Annotated in this window: 15 protein-coding genes; 9 read left to right on the top strand and 6 right to left on the bottom strand. The window is 63.4% G+C overall.

Annotated elements, in window-relative coordinates; all coding sequences use genetic code 11:
- Positions 1 to 175: 175 nt before the first annotated feature.
- Positions 176 to 931, bottom strand: a complete 756-nt coding sequence (locus M9955_18595) for a hypothetical protein (protein ID MCO5083654.1) — start codon at positions 929 to 931, stop codon at positions 176 to 178.
- A gap of 104 nt (positions 932 to 1,035) precedes the next feature.
- On the opposite strand from M9955_18595, the gene M9955_18590 reads away from it, so the two are divergent.
- A complete protein-coding gene (locus M9955_18590) occupies positions 1,036 to 2,913 on the top strand; it encodes an ABC-F family ATP-binding cassette domain-containing protein (protein MCO5083653.1) in 1,878 nt (625 codons plus the stop codon).
- 8 nt (positions 2,914 to 2,921) lie between these two features.
- Here M9955_18590 and M9955_18585 read toward each other — a convergent pair whose 3' ends face one another.
- The 4 genes from M9955_18585 to M9955_18570 all read right to left on the bottom strand — a co-directional run bounded on the left by M9955_18585 (position 2,922) and on the right by M9955_18570 (position 7,115).
- Entirely contained in the window at positions 2,922 to 4,430 is a 1,509-nt protein-coding gene (locus M9955_18585) for a peptidase S10 (protein ID MCO5083652.1), read from the bottom strand.
- Positions 4,431 to 4,532: 102 nt separating this feature from the next.
- The gene (locus M9955_18580) at positions 4,533 to 5,153 is read right to left on the bottom strand and encodes a hypothetical protein (GenBank protein MCO5083651.1); all 621 of its coding nucleotides are present in this window, start codon (positions 5,151 to 5,153) and stop codon (positions 4,533 to 4,535) included.
- Positions 5,153 to 5,602, bottom strand: coding sequence for a DNA polymerase III subunit chi (locus M9955_18575; protein MCO5083650.1), 450 nt, complete (start codon positions 5,600 to 5,602; stop codon positions 5,153 to 5,155). Before M9955_18575 ends, M9955_18580 begins: the two co-directional genes overlap by 1 nt.
- A 25-nt stretch (positions 5,603 to 5,627) precedes the next feature.
- Positions 5,628 to 7,115, bottom strand: a complete 1,488-nt coding sequence (locus M9955_18570; protein MCO5083649.1) for a leucyl aminopeptidase — start codon at positions 7,113 to 7,115, stop codon at positions 5,628 to 5,630.
- A 229-nt stretch (positions 7,116 to 7,344) separates the two neighbouring features.
- Here M9955_18570 and M9955_18565 point away from each other — a divergent pair, with 229 nt between their 5' ends.
- From M9955_18565 to M9955_18530, 8 genes are all read left to right on the top strand, one after another.
- On the top strand, positions 7,345 to 8,115 hold the full coding sequence (locus M9955_18565) for a phosphatase PAP2 family protein (GenBank protein MCO5083648.1): 771 nt from the start codon (positions 7,345 to 7,347) through the stop codon (positions 8,113 to 8,115).
- 319 nt (positions 8,116 to 8,434) lie between these two features.
- Positions 8,435 to 9,637 carry an LPS export ABC transporter permease LptF gene (lptF, locus tag M9955_18560; protein ID MCO5083647.1) on the top strand — a complete coding sequence of 401 codons (1,203 nt, stop codon included), beginning with the start codon at positions 8,435 to 8,437 and terminating at the stop codon, positions 9,635 to 9,637.
- Positions 9,634 to 10,716, top strand: a complete 1,083-nt coding sequence (lptG, locus tag M9955_18555; GenBank protein MCO5083646.1) for an LPS export ABC transporter permease LptG — start codon at positions 9,634 to 9,636, stop codon at positions 10,714 to 10,716. The genes lptF and lptG overlap by 4 nt, the downstream gene beginning before the upstream one ends.
- A gap of 65 nt (positions 10,717 to 10,781) precedes the next feature.
- Positions 10,782 to 13,061, top strand: a complete 2,280-nt coding sequence (locus tag M9955_18550) for an LPS-assembly protein LptD (GenBank protein MCO5083645.1) — start codon at positions 10,782 to 10,784, stop codon at positions 13,059 to 13,061.
- A 157-nt stretch (positions 13,062 to 13,218) separates the two neighbouring features.
- The gene (locus M9955_18545; GenBank protein ID MCO5083644.1) at positions 13,219 to 14,154 is read left to right on the top strand and encodes a peptidylprolyl isomerase; all 936 of its coding nucleotides are present in this window, start codon (positions 13,219 to 13,221) and stop codon (positions 14,152 to 14,154) included.
- Positions 14,155 to 14,443: 289 nt separating this feature from the next.
- Positions 14,444 to 15,466 (top strand): 4-hydroxythreonine-4-phosphate dehydrogenase PdxA, encoded by a 1,023-nt coding sequence (gene pdxA / locus M9955_18540; protein ID MCO5083643.1) that lies wholly within the window; start codon positions 14,444 to 14,446, stop codon positions 15,464 to 15,466.
- Positions 15,463 to 16,287, top strand: coding sequence for a 16S rRNA (adenine(1518)-N(6)/adenine(1519)-N(6))-dimethyltransferase RsmA (gene rsmA / locus M9955_18535; protein MCO5083642.1), 825 nt, complete (start codon positions 15,463 to 15,465; stop codon positions 16,285 to 16,287). Before pdxA ends, rsmA begins: the two co-directional genes overlap by 4 nt.
- Positions 16,288 to 16,289: 2 nt before the next feature.
- Positions 16,290 to 16,631 (top strand): hypothetical protein, encoded by a 342-nt coding sequence (locus M9955_18530; GenBank protein ID MCO5083641.1) that lies wholly within the window; start codon positions 16,290 to 16,292, stop codon positions 16,629 to 16,631.
- A 2-nt stretch (positions 16,632 to 16,633) separates the two neighbouring features.
- On the opposite strand, the gene gmk is transcribed toward M9955_18530, so the two are convergent.
- Positions 16,634 to 17,287 (bottom strand): guanylate kinase, encoded by a 654-nt coding sequence (gene gmk, locus M9955_18525; GenBank protein MCO5083640.1) that lies wholly within the window; start codon positions 17,285 to 17,287, stop codon positions 16,634 to 16,636.
- Positions 17,288 to 17,289 lie beyond the last annotated feature (2 nt).

Raw genomic sequence — 17,289 nt, 5'->3', positions numbered from 1 at the left:
TCAGAATATTTGTAATCATCGCCGCGAAACAATTATCTCCTGATTTCGTAGTCATGCAGGCGGCATTTTTTCCTTGTGTCGCTGACTACATCACAAGGAGTATCCCATGACGACAACTGTCAGGAAATTTTCGGCAACGCTTGCATCCGGCGTTTTCGCGTTGGGACTGGTCATGTCAGCATCCGCGCAGGAAACAAGTGGAGGGCTTGGCGGACTGGGAGGCGGCGGTGGCGCGCTTGGCGGGCTCGTTGACGTCGACACCAGCCGTGGGCTCGGCGTTTCCGTCGGCGGACCGGGCGGCGTCAACGCCAGTGTCGGCGGCAGGAGCGGCGGCGGTCTCGGAGTGGACGCCAGCGTAGGCGGTTCCAGTGGCGTGAATGCCACCGCCAATGTCGGCGGAGCCGGTGGCAGCAGCGGCGGTCTTGGCGCCAACGTCGATATCGGTGTCGGAGGCCCAAGCGGCGTGAATGCGGGAGTTGACGCATCGATTGGCGGAAATAGCGGCATCGATGCCGGAGTAAGTGCGTCGATCGGTGGCAGCGGAGGTGTCACAGCTGGCGTCGGCGCATCCGGCGGCGGCGGCAGCGGCGTCGATATCGACGTCGATGTCGGGATTGGCGGTGGCACCGGCGGAGGTAGCTCTGGTGGTGGAGGCACCGGCGGCGGCGGCGCTGGCGGCGGCGGTTCCGGCGGGGGCAATGGCTCCGGAGGCAGCGGTTCGGGCGGCGGCGGCAGCAATGCCGGCAGCGGTTCCGGCAATGGGAACGACATCAGCAGGTCCGTGTCCATGGCCGGCATGTCCGACCAGCAGGTCGCCCGACTGAAGGTGCGCTGTTCGGCGATCCTCAACAATGCGGATGCCTTCGACGCACAACTCATCCAGTTGTGCCGGCTTCTGCGGCGATAATATTTTCGCCTTGCCTTGCTTCATAAGACGGCCCGCATCGCGCGGGCCGTTTCTTGTCGAGCCCAAGGTCCCCAAACGACAGGCGCCTTACGCTTGCGATTGTGGGTGCGGCAGTGCAAAAGCCGCGCATGCTGACCATAACCAATCTTTCGCTGCGTATCGCCGGGCGTCTTCTTCTCGACCACGCATCGCTTTTCCTGCCGACAGGCACCAAGGCAGGCCTCGTCGGCCGCAACGGCACTGGCAAGACGACGCTTTTCCGCGCCATCACCGGCGACGTGTCAGCGGAGACGGGCTCGATCACGCTGCCGAAGAACATGCGTATCGGTCAAGTGGCACAGGAAGCGCCCGGCACCGAGGAATCCCTGATCGAGATCGTGCTGCAGGCGGACAAGGAGCGCGCGTCACTGCTTGCCGAAGCGGAGACTGCGACGGACCCGCATCGTATCGCCGAAATCCAGATGCGGCTCGCCGACATAGATGCGCATTCGGCCGAAGCGCGGGCGGCGACCATTCTTGCGGGTCTCGGCTTCGACGAGGCGGCTCAGGCGCGCCCGGCCTCCTCTTTCTCGGGCGGCTGGCGGATGCGCGTGGCGCTTGCCTCCGTGCTCTTCGCCGAACCCGACCTGCTGCTGCTGGACGAGCCGACCAATTATCTCGATCTCGAAGGCACCCTGTGGCTGGAGAACTATCTCTCCCGCTATCCGCACACTGTGCTTCTTATCAGCCACGACCGCGATCTTCTCAACCGCGCTGTCAGTTCAATCGTCCATCTCGACCAGCAGAAGCTGACCTTCTGGCGCGGCGGCTACGACCAGTTCGAGCGGCAGCGCAGCGAGCAGCTCGAACTGCAGGAAAAAAGCCGCATCAAGCAGGAGGCGCAGCGCAAGCACCTGCAATCCTTCGTGGATCGCTTCCGCGCCAAGGCCTCCAAGGCTCGACAGGCGCAGTCGCGCATCAAGGCGCTGGAGAAGATGAAGCCCATCGCCGCGGTGATCACCGATTCGGTGCGGCCGTTCAGCTTTCCGGAGCCGGTGAAGACGGTCGCCTCGCCGATCATCGCCATCGACGGCGTCAATGTCGGCTACCAGCCCGGCAAGCCCATCCTGAAGCGGCTCAACCTGCGCATCGACGCCGACGATCGCATCGCCCTGCTCGGCGCCAACGGCAACGGCAAGTCAACCTTCGCGAAGCTGCTGTCCGGACGGCTCAAGGCAGACGGCGGTACCATGACCATCGCGCCGGGCCTGAAGGTCGGCATGTTCGCGCAGCACCAACTGGATGACTTGCGGCCTGAGGAAAACGCCTACGAGCATGTGCGCAGGCTGATGCCGGACGCGCCGGAGGCCAAGGTGCGCGCGCGCGTCGCGCAGTTCGGTCTGGCGACCGAAAAGATGAACACCGCCGCAAAAGACCTTTCCGGCGGCGAGAAGGCGCGGCTCCTGATGGGCCTTTCGGCCTTTGAGGGACCGAACCTCTTCATCCTCGACGAGCCGACCAACCATCTGGATATCGATTCGCGGGAATCGCTCATCCACGCACTCAACGACTTTCCGAGTGCGGTGATCCTCATTTCGCACGACCGGCATCTGATCGAGGCGACCGCCGACAGGCTTTGGCTGGTGAAGGATGGTTCCGTCAAACCCTATGACGGCGACATGGCCGACTACCGGCGCGACGTCGTGGGCGACGCTGCAGACCGTCACGAGCGGCGCGAGAGCGACAAGGCGTCGAAGGCCGACAAGCGCCGCGAGGCCGCACAGAAACGGGCGGCGCTGGAACCGCTCGCCAAGCAGATCAAGGCGACCGAAGGGTTGATCGAGCGCATCCGCAAGCGGCTCGACGGCATAGAGGACCGGCTCGCCGATCCGGCCCTCTACGAGAAGGACCCGAAGGCCGTCACGCAGCTTTCGAGGGAACGTTCCGAGCTGGCGACGGCACTCACCGGGCACGAGGAGACCTGGCTCGATCTGTCGACACAGTATGAAGAGGCGATGGCGCAGTAGGCTTCTGTCTACTGCGTCACTTCGTAGAGGCCGGCGGCGGCGGCTTTCAACGCCTTCCGGCTGTCCGGGCGCAGATACATCATGTGACCGCCTTCCAGCTCTTCGAGGCGTATGGGTGCGGCGCCCGGCAGCGAAGGCAACTGTCCGACAAGGTAGCGCGAGGCCATGTAGGGCGTCACCAGATCGGTATAGCCGTGAACGATGAGCACGCCGAGTTGCGGGTTGAGCGACCGCGCCCGCTGCAGGCCGCTCATCGCTCCCGCATAACCCTGCCGGGCCTGCGATGTGCCGTAGTCCCACTTGCCGGAAATCTCCCGGTTGAGGAGCCAGTAGCTCATATCGGTGCGGAAATTGAGCTCGTCGCGCGCATAGCTGACGAAAGCCGAGGTCAGCACCGGGACGCTGCGGTCGAGCACCGGGTCCGGCGTCTCCAGCCGCGAATTCTGCGGCGCGATGTCGGCCGTGCCGATGACGCCGTCATAGAGACTGAGCGTTTTGCCATTGGCGCGGGAAAATTCCCTAGCGAACATGGTGATCGGGATACGGGCGAAGTTCTGCCGGACGAGATCGAGCGGCAGGCCGGTGATTTCGGCGACGCGCCCGCTGGCCCTGCGGCCGCCCTCCTCCAGCCCACTGAGCAGCGCGGTCATGTAGTCGCCCAGCGCGTAGCGCTCGACCTCGGCCAGTCTTTCGCGCAATTGCGGCCCCGTTACGCCTTCACTGGCAAGCTTGACGGCGGCGAAGGACGGCAGGTCGAGCGCCCATTGCAGCGGCTCGAACTCGTCGGGGCGGACGAGCATGAATTCCAACGCTGGCGAGATCAGCACCACGCCGGCCGGCGCGATGCCGACATCCTCCTGCAAGGTCCGCGCGAGCGTCGCCGCGCGGAAACCGCCATAGCTCTCGCCAGCCAGATAGACGGGCGATGCCATCCGGCCGGAATGAGAAAGGTAGAGGCGGATGAAGGCGCCGATGGCGCTGGCGTCCTGCTGGACGCCCCAGAAATCGGAGGCGTCCTTTCCCGGCGCAGCGCGGCTGTAGCCGGTGCCCACCGGGTCGACGAAGACGAGGTCGGTCATGTCAAGCCAGGTATCGGGATTGTCGACAAGCTTCTGCGGTGCGGGCAAAAAGTTGCCGTCCGGGGCGGTCGCGACGATACGCGGGCCCAGCGCTCCGAGATGCAGATAGGCGGACGCCGCGCCCGGCCCGCCGTTGAAGACGAAGGTGATCGGACGCCGCGCGCCCTCCGCGTCGGACGGCAAGGTATAGGCGACGTAGAATATCTCGGCCGTAACGGCTCCGTCGCCGCCCAGCAGCGAAAGCGTGCCTGCCTGCGCACGATAATCGAGGGTTCTCCCGGCAACCGTGATCGAATGTTCGGTCGTCTGCGGCGCGGGCAGCAGGGACAGCAAGCCGCCGCTCGGTGCCGGCCGTTCCGGCATTTCGGCGCGCGACACGCTCCCGCCCGCCAGGAACAACGACAGAAAAACGGCTGCGACCTTGAACGTGAAAATCATCGGCACTCCAATCCTGAAACGAGGCGCGACCGTATCACGTGAGCCGCTCACCCGAAGTCAAAGGAATGTGTGCCCAGCGAGGCCTGCGGCCGGCCGCAATCGTCAGCGCTTCCCCGCCTCGCGGCCCCAGCGCGGTGGAGGCGGCTGCGAATTGGGGTTCGACGGCGGATCGCCACGCTTCCGCCGCCGCGAGGCGATCAGGCCCAGAAAGCCGACGCCGATGAGCGCGAAACCCAAAGGCTGTGCACGCGAATCCAGCAGCGCGGCATCGGACCGAAGGACGATATCAACGTAGCGCATGTCGATGCCATCCGCATCTCCCTGACCCACCGTGAAGGTGTAGGAACCGGGCGGCACCGCCTGAATCACACCCGCTTCCGCCCGAAAGATGGTGTCCCTGCCCTGCGGGCTGACTTCGCGCCGGACAGCGTTGTGAAACGTGAGCGTGTCGGCCAGCACCGTCCTACCGGCACTTGCGGCAGTGATGGTGAGGACCGTTTTCGTATCGTCGAATGTCGGCGAGCCGAGCGTCGTCATGTCGACGAGAACGCGTAGCGGCGCATCCACGGCGGCGAGCGTCACATCGACGCTGCGGAAGCCTGAAGCTGCGTCATACACGCGCCACGTGCCGATCTCGGCGCCGGAGAAGTTGCTGACATACCAGGGGTAGCCGACGCCGAGCACGGCGCCGGCAAGCAACAGGAGCAGAAAGATGAAACGCATCAGGCCTTGCGCTCCCAGCGGCGATCGGGGGTTTGCTGCCAGTAGGTGACCGAATGGCCGGCGGCCTTCACATCTTTCCACTGGGCGCGGGCAGCCTCCAGTTGCACGGCGTCGTGACCATCGAACATGAATACCGCCCGTTCATAGGAGGAAAGATCCGGCGGCGCCGCGCCATCGACAATGAAGCGAATCCGCGCGCCATTGCCGTTTCCGGCGCCGGTGGTCAGCAAGACGGGCTGCTCGGCCGGGTGCGGATCACGGTCGGTTCCGTGAGCCAGGAATGAATCGTCGCGAAAAGTCCACAGATGCCCGTCCAGCGCATCGCGACGCTCCTCGGTGCCTGTCTGCACGACGACAGCCCAGCCGCGTTGCAGACTTTTTTCGAGCAGCGGCGGAAGCGCCTGCTCCAGCGTCGATTCGGTCAGATGGTAGAAAAGCGCCTCGGCCATAGGTCCAATATAGTACCGATTCCGGTCAGGCCTCGAAATTATCGCGCACGAAACGATCGAGCAGCCGCACGCCGAAACCGGTTGCCCAGGAGGGGCTGATCTCGGTCGACGGCGCTCCCATCGCGGTGCCGGCGATGTCGAGATGCGCCCAGGGCGTTTCCTTCACGAAACGCTGCAGGAACTGCGCGGCCGAAATCGCGCCGCCATAACGGCCGCCTATATTCTTCATATCGGCGTTCTTGCTGTCGATCAGCTTGTCGTATTCGGGACCGAGCGGCATTCGCCACACCCGCTCACGGGTGGCACGGCCGGCGGCGATGAGCTGATCGGCCAATCCGTCATCGTTCGAGAACAGGCCGGCGTAATGCTGGCCCAGCGCCACGATGATCGCTCCGGTCAGCGTGGCGAGGTCGATCATGACCTTCGGCTTGAACTCCTGCTGGCAGTACCACATGGCATCGGCAAGCACGAGGCGTCCCTCGGCGTCGGTGTTGAGCACCTCGATCGTCTGACCCGACATGGAGGTGACGATGTCGCCCGGCCGCTGTGCGTTGCCGTCTACCATGTTCTCCACGCAGCCGATGATGCCGACGACATTCGCCCTCGCCTTGCGCGCGGCCAGCGCGTGCATGGCGCCGACCACCGCGGCCGCGCCGCCCACATCGCCGCGCATGTCCTCCATGCCGGAGGCGGGTTTGATCGAGTTGCCGCCAGTGTCGAAGACGACTCCCTTGCCGACAAAGGCGACGGGCGCCTCGCCCTTCCTGCCGCCGCGCCATTGCATGACGGCCATGCAGGGCGGTCTCACGGACCCCTGTGCCACGCCGAGCAGCGCGCCCATGCCGAGCTTGCGCATCGCCTTCTCGTCAAGGATCCTGACCTCGACGCCGAGCTTCTCAAGTTCCTTCGCCTTTTCGCCGAACTCGCGCGGTCCCAGCATGTTGGCGGGCTCGTTGACGAGATCGCGGGCCAGCGCGACGCCGGCAATGGTCGTTTCGATCGACGCGAAGGCCTTTTTCACCGCCGCCGGCTTCGCCACCATCATCGTGAAGCGCGGCGCAGAATCGTCCTTGCCGTCCGTGCCTTTCTTCGTCTTGTACTTGTCGAAGCTGTAGGCGCGCAAAAGGATACCGCCGGCCAGGCTCGCCGCCTCCTCCGCGCTGATATCCCTGTCCCTCACGTCAACGATGACGGTTACGTCGGTCGCCTTGCGAAACTGACTGCCGATCGTGCCGCCCAGCCTGAACCACGCATATTCGTCGAGTTCGGCCGGCTTGCCGACGCCAAGGGCCACGATGCGATCCAGCTTGCCTCCGGCCGGCGCCAGAACGTCCACCAACGTGGCCAGTCCGGCATTGAAATCGGAAATCCCGAACGCCCGGGCCAGAACCTGCTGCGGGTCCGACGAGGCGGCGCGATCGCCTATGCTCCGCCCGTCGCCTGCGAGAACCACGACGCTGCCGCGCTTCGGTTCGGCGAATTTGGTGAAGGCGATCGTCGGGAGGCTGGACATGCTTGCTGTTCTTTCGCGCGATGCGACAGGGGCGATCGGGGAGATCCGCCCGATATGATGGAAATTGCGGCGGCGCAGTGTCGGATCGAGCGTTATGCGCCAATCCGCCATGTGCTTGTCAAGAGACTGCCTACGCGTCAAACCACAACGTATGCGCTCTGCAGATTCGGCCCCGCGGAAGCTGAGCCGAACACTTCAAGCACAAGTCGCCGCCCCTTATGGCCGGGAAATGACCCTGACCGCCGATACCGCCGTTGTTCCGACACGTCGCGCCGACCTCCGGAGGCTGCTCTTCGCGGGTCTGTCGACTGCGGCCGCCATCGCTCTTTTCCATCAGTTCGCCTATCTCGACATCGCAGTCAGCCGGCTGTTTTTCGATCCGCTCGGCTGCGCCGACGCGGGCGGCCTGCCCTGCACGTATTTTCCCGCATATGAATCGAAGGCGCTCGAAAAGCTTCGTTTCGGGCTTCAGTATCTCCACTTGTCGGCAGCGGTGATCCTCGCGGTCTGGGTCGTTCGCCGGTATGCAGGCGGCGCGCGGCTGGCGACACCGGGTTTTGCGCCCGCACTGGCCGCGCTCACGACCTATGCGGTCTGTCTCGGCCTGTTGATCAACCTCGTTCTCAAAGAACACTGGGGACGTCCTCGTCCCTTCCAGACAGACCTTTTCGGGGGCCAGTGGCCGTTCGTGCCGGCCGGAGAAATCTCGTCCTACTGCCAGACCAACTGCTCCTTCGCGTCGGGCGAAGCTGCGGGCGGCTTCTGGCTGGTGTGCCTCGCAATGCTGTTGCCGCGCCGCTGGCGCATGGCGGGCATGCTTCTCGCGCTCGTGACCGCCGTCCTGACGAGCACGCTCCGCATCGCGTTCGGCATGCATTTCCTGTCGGATGTCCTCGTCTCCTGGCTTCTGACCGGATTTATCTTCCTGGCATCCGGAATGGCGCTCGCACAAATCGCGAACCGGTCCCGGCATGCCGTAGCAGACCGCTCGCAGGCATGACATTTCGACGCGGCAAGAAACGCTTAACCACGTTCGTTTCGGCTTTGTTAGCCGAGCGCGGACAACATCGCCGCTGAGCGTGGGACAGACGCTCGGGACCGGGCAATCGATGTGCGCGTTGAAACGGAGCGGCCTTGTGGCTACGTTCGCGGGCACTGCGCCACCATGAGCGCAATCGCCCTGACGAGGGAATGCGGCGTATGAAGCAGTCTGACGCTGCTGCCCGAATTTGGCCTTCACGGTGGGCTCATTCACGCGATGAGGCACGGCGCTTCGAGCTGGCGTGTCTTGTCGATACAATTTTGAGGCCGCCCATTCGATGAATGTCATCGAACGCTACATATTCCGGCGCGCGTTCATCATCTTCGCGACGGCGCTTGCCTGGACGCTGGCGATCGTGTGGACGACGCAGGTGCTCGAGCAGATCGATCTGGTCACCACGAACGGCCAGTCGGTGCTTGCCTTTCTCCAGTTGGCGACGCTCATTCTGCCCAGCGTCACGCCGGAGGTGCTGCCGCTCGCCATTATCATCGGCATCACGCAGACGCTCACGGCGATGAACAACGATTCCGAGCTCGCGGTGATCAACGCGGCCGGCAGTTCGCGCCTTACCGTGCTGCGCCCGCTCCTGCTGCTCGGCCTCGGCGTCAGCATCGCGTCTTTCCTCATCGCCAACACGGTGGACCCCTACGCACGCCAGCGGGTGCGCGAGCTCGTCGCGGACGCCCGCGCCAATCTGGTGACGGCGATCATCCAGGAAGGCACATTCCGCAAGGTCGAGGACGGCCTGTACCTGCAAGTCGGCGAAAGACGTGCCGACGGCACGCTTGGCGAGATTTTCGTCGCCGATTCAAGGGATACCAAGACAGAGCTCGTCTATTACGCGAGAAATGGACGCATCGTGCGCGCGGCAAACCAGAACGCGCTCCTGATGGAGAACGGCGTCGTCCACCGCAAGCCTGCCGACGGCGATCTTTCCATCATCCGCTTCGATACCTATGCTTTCGATCTCTCGCTATTCGCTTCGCAGGATGAAGGCATTGTCCTCTATCCCAAGGATCGGAGCATTCCCTATCTGATGAATCCCGACCCGAACGACTGGCATTTCCAGCGCAACCCGCAGCAATTCAGCGCAGAGCTGCACCGGCGTTTTGCGGAATGGCTCTATCCGCTCGTCTTTTCGCTGCTCGCCTTTGCCGTCGCCGGTGACGCCACGTCTCACCGCCAGGCGCGGATACATCCCATTCTGGTCGCGCTCGGACTGGGCCTGCTGATCCGATGGATGGCGTTCTTCTTCGCCAACGAAGCGCGCCAGGAGCCCGCCTATGTACTGGCAATGTACGCCCTGCCGTTGGCGACCGCCGCAGTCTGCGTGTTCTGCATCGCCACGAATCGCCCGCTGGCTCCGCCCCAGGCTTTCAGCGATGCCGTCGCGGCCTTCTTCGAGAGGGCCCGGGCGCGACTCATGACGCTGCGCAGACGCCTCGGCGGCGGCCCCCGCATAGCGGAGGGCGACGCCTGATGGGATGGACGCTCGGCCGCTATCTTTTCCAGCGCTACATGTCGATCGTGATGTGGCTGTTCGTCGGCACCTTCGCGCTCGTCTTCATCATTGATTTCGCGGAGTTTTCCAGCCGAACCTCGTCCTTGCCGTCGTTCACCCTGCCGCTTTCGCTGGCCATCATAGGCATGCGGGTGCCGATGTTCATGCAGCAGACGGTGCCGTTCGTGGCGCTGCTGGCAACGATGGTCCTGCTCGTCAATCTGAACCGTCGCTCCGAACTCGTCATTACGAGAGCGGCCGGCGTGTCGGTCTGGCAATTCCTACTGCCGCTCGGCGCGGGCGCCTTCCTTTTCGGCCTGTTCGTCATCCTTGTCTTCAATCCCGTGGCTGCGGCCGGCCTCGCCCACTCGCAGCTCTACGAGGCGGACATGCGCGCCTCGAGCGCGGCAAGCGGCGACGTGGTGCCATGGCTCAGGCAGAAGACCGAGGAAGCTGATACCATCATCGGCGCGCGCGCGTCGCTCAACCAGGGCACGGAACTTGCCGACGCTAGTTTCTTCGTTCTCGACAAGCAAGGCACCATTTCCGAGCGGCTCGATGCGGCCCGCGCCTATCTGAGGGACGGCTACTGGGAACTGGCCAATGTCGAGCGCTATACGGACGGCACGCACGAATCGAAGGTTGCGAACCTCCGCGTGCCGACGAATCTGAGGCCGGAATTCGTGCAGGAGCGGCTGGCGACCCCGGAAACGGTCTCGCTCTACGGTTTGCCGTCGACCATCAAGGTCGCGCAGTCGTTCGGCTTGCGGGCGAACGCTTTCGCCATGCAATTCCATTATCTGCTGGCATTGCCGCCGCTCCTGGTCGCAATGACGATCATCGCCGCAACCGTGTCGTTGCGGTTCACCCGGCTCGGCATCTCCGTGCCCCTGATTTTGAGTGGCATCGTGGCCGGCTTTCTGCTTTATGTCGTATCTGTTTTGGTCAAGGCATTCGGGTCGTCGGGAATCGTACCCCCCGTCGTCGCGGCCTGGTTTCCAGTCTTGGTTGCGATGTTCTTCGGGGTAACTTTTCTGCTGTACAGGGAGGACGGTTAGTGGGCTCGCCGTTGGCCCTCGGATCAAAGCCGCGCCGCTTGGCCCGCCTGCTCGGAGCCACGGCGATGGTTTGCGTCGTCGCCTATGCGGCAGTCCCGCTGCATGCCCAAAGCCTCAATGTCGATCAGGCCGTGCCGTCGGGCTCGCAGATGCTGCTGGAAGCCGACACGCTGGTCTATGATCAGGACATGTCGACTGTTACCGCGGTCGGCGGAGTGCAGATCGAATATGGCGGCAACAATCTCGTTGCCGAGCGTGTTATCTACAACCGCCAGACGGGCCGGCTGCTGGCTGTCGGCAAGGTTGAGATCGTCGATCAGGACGGCACCAAGTTCTACGCTGACGAAATCGATATCACCGACGATTTCGGGGACGGTTTCGTCAATGCCCTGCAGGTCGTCACAAGCGACAAGACCTACTTCGGGGCCGAGAGCGCGGAGCGCCGCAGCGGCGTGCTGACGACGTTCAACAACGGTATTTATACGGCATGCGAACCCTGCCAGGACAATCCCGACAGGGCGCCGGTGTGGCGGATCAAATCGCAGAAGATCATCTGGAACGGCAAGACCAAGATCGTGCGGTTCGAGAAGCCGCGCTTCGAGATGTTCGGATTGCCGATCGCGTTCCTGCCAGCCTTCGAGATCCCCGATCCGACCGTCAAGCGCAAGTCCGGCTTCCTGTTCCCCGGCGTCTCGTACAAGTCCGAACTGGGGTACGGCTTGTCAATCCCCTACTATTTCGCGCTCTCGCCTACCTACGACCTGACGGTGACCGGCACGGGTCTTTCGAGACAGGGATTCCTCGGCGAGGCCGAGTGGCGGCAGCGTTTCGAGAGCGGCCAGTATACGCTGAAAATGGCCGGCATTTACCAGTCCGATCCGGCCGCTTTCAACGTCAACACAGTCGATCGGGGCACCGACATCGACCCCAACCGTTTCCGCGGCATGGTCGGCAGCAAAGGTGATTTTGCGCTCAATTCCCGTTGGAATTTCGGCTGGGACGTCATGGCCCAGACCGACAAGAACTTTTCCTACACCTACGATATCGACGGCTTTAGCGACTACGTCATCCGCAACGAAGTTTATCTGACTGGCCTCAACGACCGGAATTATTTCGACCTTCGGGCCATGAAGTTCGACGTGCAGGAAGATGTCTTCGACGGGCGTGACGAGAAGCAGGCGTGGGCGCTGCCTTCCTTCGACTATTCCTACACGCCCGACGAGCCGATCGCGGGCGGCGAACTGAACATCGACGTCAATTCCCGCGTCATATCCCGGGACGAGCAGGACGTGACGCTGACGACGCCGGTCGTGCGCGGCGCGGACGGCCTGAACTCCCGAGTCACAGCGGAAGCCGAGTGGCGGCGATCGGTCGTGACCGGCGGCGGCCTTGTCGTCACGCCCTCGCTGCATGTGCAGGGCGACGCCCTTTATGCCGACATCGCCAGCGCTTCGCAGGCGAGCATCGACGCGATGGCGGCGCAGCTCAATGTCGAGGCGGATATCCGCTCGGCGCTCTACCGCTACATGGCGACGGCGGGGCTCGACGTGCGGTGGCCGGTGCTCTTCTCAACCACGAGTTCCACCCACGTCCTTGAGCCGGTCGCGCAGATCTTCGCGCGGCCCGACGAGCCCTACAGCGACGAACTGACAGTGCTGAACGAGGACGCGCAGAGCTTCGTCTTCGACGCCACGACGTTGTTCGAGCGTGACAAGTTCTCCGGCTACGACCGGATCGAGGGCGGCACGCGCGCCAATCTCGGTTTCCGCTATGCCGGCACATACGGCAATGGCTGGGCGACCAACGCCATCTTCGGGCAGTCCTATCACCTTGCGGGACACAATTCCTTCGCATCGCCGGACGTCGTCAATGCCGGAGCTTATTCCGGGCTGGACACGGATACGTCGGACTATGTCGGTCTCGTCGGCTTCGCCGCGCCCTTCGGCCTTTCCGCATCGGTCAGCACGCGCCTCGACAAGGACACGCTGGATATGCGCCGCGGCGAACTGCGGGCAGCCTATGCGACGGCACGGTTCACCGTCAGCGCCAAGTACGCCTATATCCAGAAGCAGCCGCTTTATGGCTTCGATGTCGACCGGGCCGAAGTGTCGGGCGGCGCCTCCGCCAAACTGACCGATACCTGGAGGGTATTCGCTTCGGGAACCTACGACCTCGAAAGCGACACGCTGCTCAATCGAGGGGTCGGTTTCTCCTATAGCGACGAGTGCTTCACCTACATGATGACCTTCTCGCAGGCGACCAGCCGCTTCGATCAGGAAACGTCGACAAGCATCGGCTTCAATCTTTCATTCCGTACGCTGGGCGACATCGGCAGCGGCACGTGATCCAGCGCCAGCGGGAAAACAATCAAATCTTGCGGAGTTCTGGCGTATTATCCTTGCTTTCGCGGTGGGAGGCACCGTAGCAAACGACATGGTTTCGCCGCATAGGAGTACTAGGCAAGGCGAGTCTTCAGGTCGATCGGGAATGGGGAAGATCGCGATGTTCTCACCGCGGATGATTGGTTTTGCAGCAGCGTTGGCGGCGGTTTTCACTGCGCCTGCCCTGCCGTCCATGCCTTCACTGGTAACTGCCGCTCAGGCGAGCGAGATCAAGTATATCGTCAACAACATTCCGATCACCAGCTATGACATTCAGCGACGCGCCGCCTTCATCAAGCTGCAGCGTGGCAAGGACAGCGCGGCCGATGCGATGATCGACCAGACGCTGCGCAACGCCGAGGTCGCACGCCTCGGCATCAAGGTCACCGATCAACAGGTCGATGATGCCTATGCGCGCTTTGCCTCCAACAACAAGATGCCGCTCAAGGCGCTCGACCAGATTCTCGCCCAGTCCGGCGTGACCAAATCGCACTTCAAGGATTATATCCGCTCGCAGATGGGCTGGAATCAGGCGCTCGGCGCGCGCAGCCGCGCCGTGGGCAAGGGCAGCGGCACCAGCGAGCAGGAAGCGGTCCGCAAGATGATGCAGCAGGGCGGCTCCAAGCCCAAGGCGACGGAGTACATGCTGCAGCAGGTGATTTTCGTCGTGCCGGCGGGCCAGCGCAGCCTGATCGCGAAGCGCAAGCGTGAAGCCGAGGCCATGCGCATGCGTTTCCGTAGCTGCGATACGACGCGCTCCTTTGCAAAGGGTCTGATCGACGTCACCGTGCGTGACCTGGGTCGCGTGCTCGAACCGCAGCTTCCGTCCGACTGGGCGGAGCCGATCAAGGCGACGAAGGCCGGCGCCGCGACGCAGGTTCGCGAAACCGAGCGCGGCGTGGAATTCATCGGCATCTGCAGCGCGCGCGAAGTATCGGACGATCGTGTGGCGCAGCTGACGTTCCAGGCCGAGTCCGGCAAAAACAGCAGCGCGGACGAACTCAGCAGCACCTATACGCAGGAGCTGCGCGAGAAAGCCAAGATCGTCAAGCGCTAGGGTCAGGACCTGTTAATTTAACTGGAATGGCGTTCGAGATGGCACGAGATGCAAGGAAAAGCCTGAGGAACGGGGTAACTGCCCCGGTCGAAGGCTTTGACGTAGCAGATCGACGCCATATCGATCGTCCTTCGGATCGGGCTGATTTGCACGGGCTTGCTTGTCGCAACGCCTTGAAAGGCTTCAGCCTTCCTGCGGCCTTGCTTCGCGCATCCGTACAAATCCGCTCCGACCATTCCAGTCAAATCAACAGATCCTGACCCTAGGCCTTACGACATTTCGGAGCATCTTGGGCAGGCAGCAGAAGCCACTTGTCGTGACTGCGGGCGATCCTGCCGGGATCGGTCCAGATATATTGCTCGCGGCCTGGAGGATGCGGCACACGTTGGCGCTGCCGCCTTTCTACGTTGTTTGCGATCCGGATTTTCTTGCTGAGCGCGCCGCCGGGCTCGGGCTCGATGTCCCGATCGCGCGTGTCGAACGTGCGGAAAGCATGGAGGCATTCGATACGGGTTTGCCCGTCATGCCGCTGAAGAACCGCTTCACCGGCAAGGCCGGCCTGTCCGATCCCGCCGATTCGCCGGGAATCGTCGAAGCGATCGATCAGGCCGTCGAGGACACGTTCGCGGGAGCAGCGGCCGCGCTGGTGACAGGACCGATCGCGAAGAAATCTCTCTACGACACCGGCTTCAGTTTTCCCGGCCATACGGAGTATCTGGCCTATCTCGCCGAGCAGCACACCGGACGGCGTGTCATGCCTGTGATGATGCTGGCCGGCCCGGACCTCCGTGCCGTGCCCGTCACGATCCATGTCCCCCTCGCAGCCGTTCCGCAACTGCTCACTACGGACGTCGTTGCGCGAACGATCGAGATCACCGCGCGGGATTTGCGCGAACGCTTCGGTATTCTCCGCCCGCGGATTGCCGTCAGCGGCCTCAATCCGCATGCCGGCGAAGGCGGCGCAATGGGCCGGGAAGATATCGAAACAATCGAACCGGCCGTCGAACGATGCCGGATGGCGGGAATCGATGCGTTTGGTCCCCTCCCCGCGGATACGATGTTCCATGCCGCCGCGCGGGCGACCTATGACGCGGCGGTGTGCATGTATCACGATCAGGCGCTGATCCCGGCAAAGGCGCTCGGCTTCGACGACACGGTGAATGTAACGCTCGGCCTGCCGTTCATCCGAACCTCGCCGGACCATGGAACGGCTTTTGCCCTTGCGGGAACGGGACAGGCGAAAGCAGACAGCTTCATCGCCGCGTTGAAGCTTGCCCGGCAGTTGGCCGACCACTCGACGGCATCGGCATGAGCATAGACGGCCTGCCGCCGCTCCGGGACGTGATCGAACGCCACGGACTTGCCGCCAAAAAAGCGCTCGGCCAGAATTTTCTGCTCGACCTCAACCTGACCGGCAAGATTGCGCGTGCGGCGGGCGATCTCTCGCAAACGACGGTCATCGAGGTGGGACCGGGGCCTGGGGGTCTGACACGCGCGCTACTGCTGCATGGCGTCCGCAGGGTGGTTGCCGTCGAACGTGACGAACGCTGTCTCGCCGCTCTTGCCGAAGTGTCCGAGCATTATCCGGGCCGTCTCGATGTCATTTCGGGCGATGCGCTCAAGACGGATTTCAGCGTCCTTGCTGGCGGCGAACCGGCGAAAATCGTGGCGAACCTGCCCTACAACATCGGCACCGAACTGCTTGTCCGCTGGCTGACGGTCGAAAAATGGCCGCCTTTCTATCAATCCATGACCCTCATGTTCCAGCGCGAGGTGGCCGAGCGCATTGTGGCGAAGCCCGGCAGCGATTCCTACGGCCGCCTCGGCGTGCTGGCCGGCTGGCGAACCGAAGCGAAGATCGTGTTCGATGTGCCGCCGCAGGCTTTCGTGCCGCCGCCGAAGGTTATATCGTCCGTCGTCCATCTGGTGCCGCGCGAAACGCCCTTGCCGGCCGATGTGCGCAAGCTTGCCCGCGTCACCGAGGCCGCCTTCGGACAACGCCGCAAGATGTTGCGCCAGAGCCTCAAATCGCTGGGGGGAAAGGCCTTGCTGGAGGCTGTCGGCATAGACGACACCCGCCGCGCCGAGACGCTGGACATCGCGGAATTCGTGGCTCTCGCCAACAAGGCCTGATCATGCAGGAACTCGGAATTGTCGCGCGGCTCTATCCGCTTGTCCTCAGCGGAGAGAAGAAATCCTCGATCCGCTGGCGCGAAGGCGATATCCAACCGGGGCTCGTGACCTATCGATGCGACGAAAATCCGGCGCTGACAGCCGTGGTGCTCGTGACGCGCGTGACGGCGATGCCTCTTTCCGACGCGGCCGCTTTCGTCGGCCGTGAGCGTGAATGGCCGAAGGATGTGATGCTTTCGGGTATGCGCGAGCACTACCCCGCGATCGAATGGGACGACGAGGTCGTCGTGGTCGAACACCTCTCCCCTGCCGAAACGGCCGAAATCATCGCCCGAACGACGTGATCTCAGATTTCCTCGTCGAGCAGGGACGAAACGAACTCGAAGAGGCCCGGTCTCCGGTCGCGGCGCAGCCTTTCGGCGGTCACGATGGCGCGGACTTCGGAAAAGGCCCTGTCTAGGTCGTCGTTGATGACCACGTAGTCATATTCGCGCCAATGCTCGATTTCCAGCTTGGCGTTCCGCAGCCGCCGCGCGATGGCTTCCGCGGCGTCCTCGGCGCGCCGTTGCAGCCGCGTCTTCAGCTCCGCCATCGACGGCGGCAGGATGAAGATGGAGACGATGTCGCCGCGCATCTTTTCCTTGAGCTGCACGGCGCCCTGCCAGTCTATGTCGAACAGCATGTCGCGGCCTTCGGCCATCGCTTTCTCAGCCGGCCGGCGCGGTGTCGCGTAATAATTCCCGTGAACCTCGGCCCATTCGAGCAGTTCCTGATTGTCCCGCATGAACTCGAATTCGCGCAGGTCGCGGAAATAGTAGTGCACGCCCTCGATCTCGCTGCCGCGACGCGGCCGCGTCGTGACGCTTACCGAAAGCTCAAAACCATGGTCGCTTTCCAGCAGGTTGCGGGCGATCGTCGACTTTCCCGCGCCCGACGGCGAGGAAAGCACCAGCATCAGGCCCCTGCGGCCGATGCGCTCGCCTGACGTCCCTCGCGTCATAC

This window comes from Rhizobiaceae bacterium, assembly GCA_023953845.1.
Lineage (GTDB): Bacteria > Pseudomonadota > Alphaproteobacteria > Rhizobiales > Rhizobiaceae > Arvimicrobium.
Note: the sequence above shows the minus strand (reverse complement) of the source record. Positions and strands in the feature narration are given on the sequence as shown.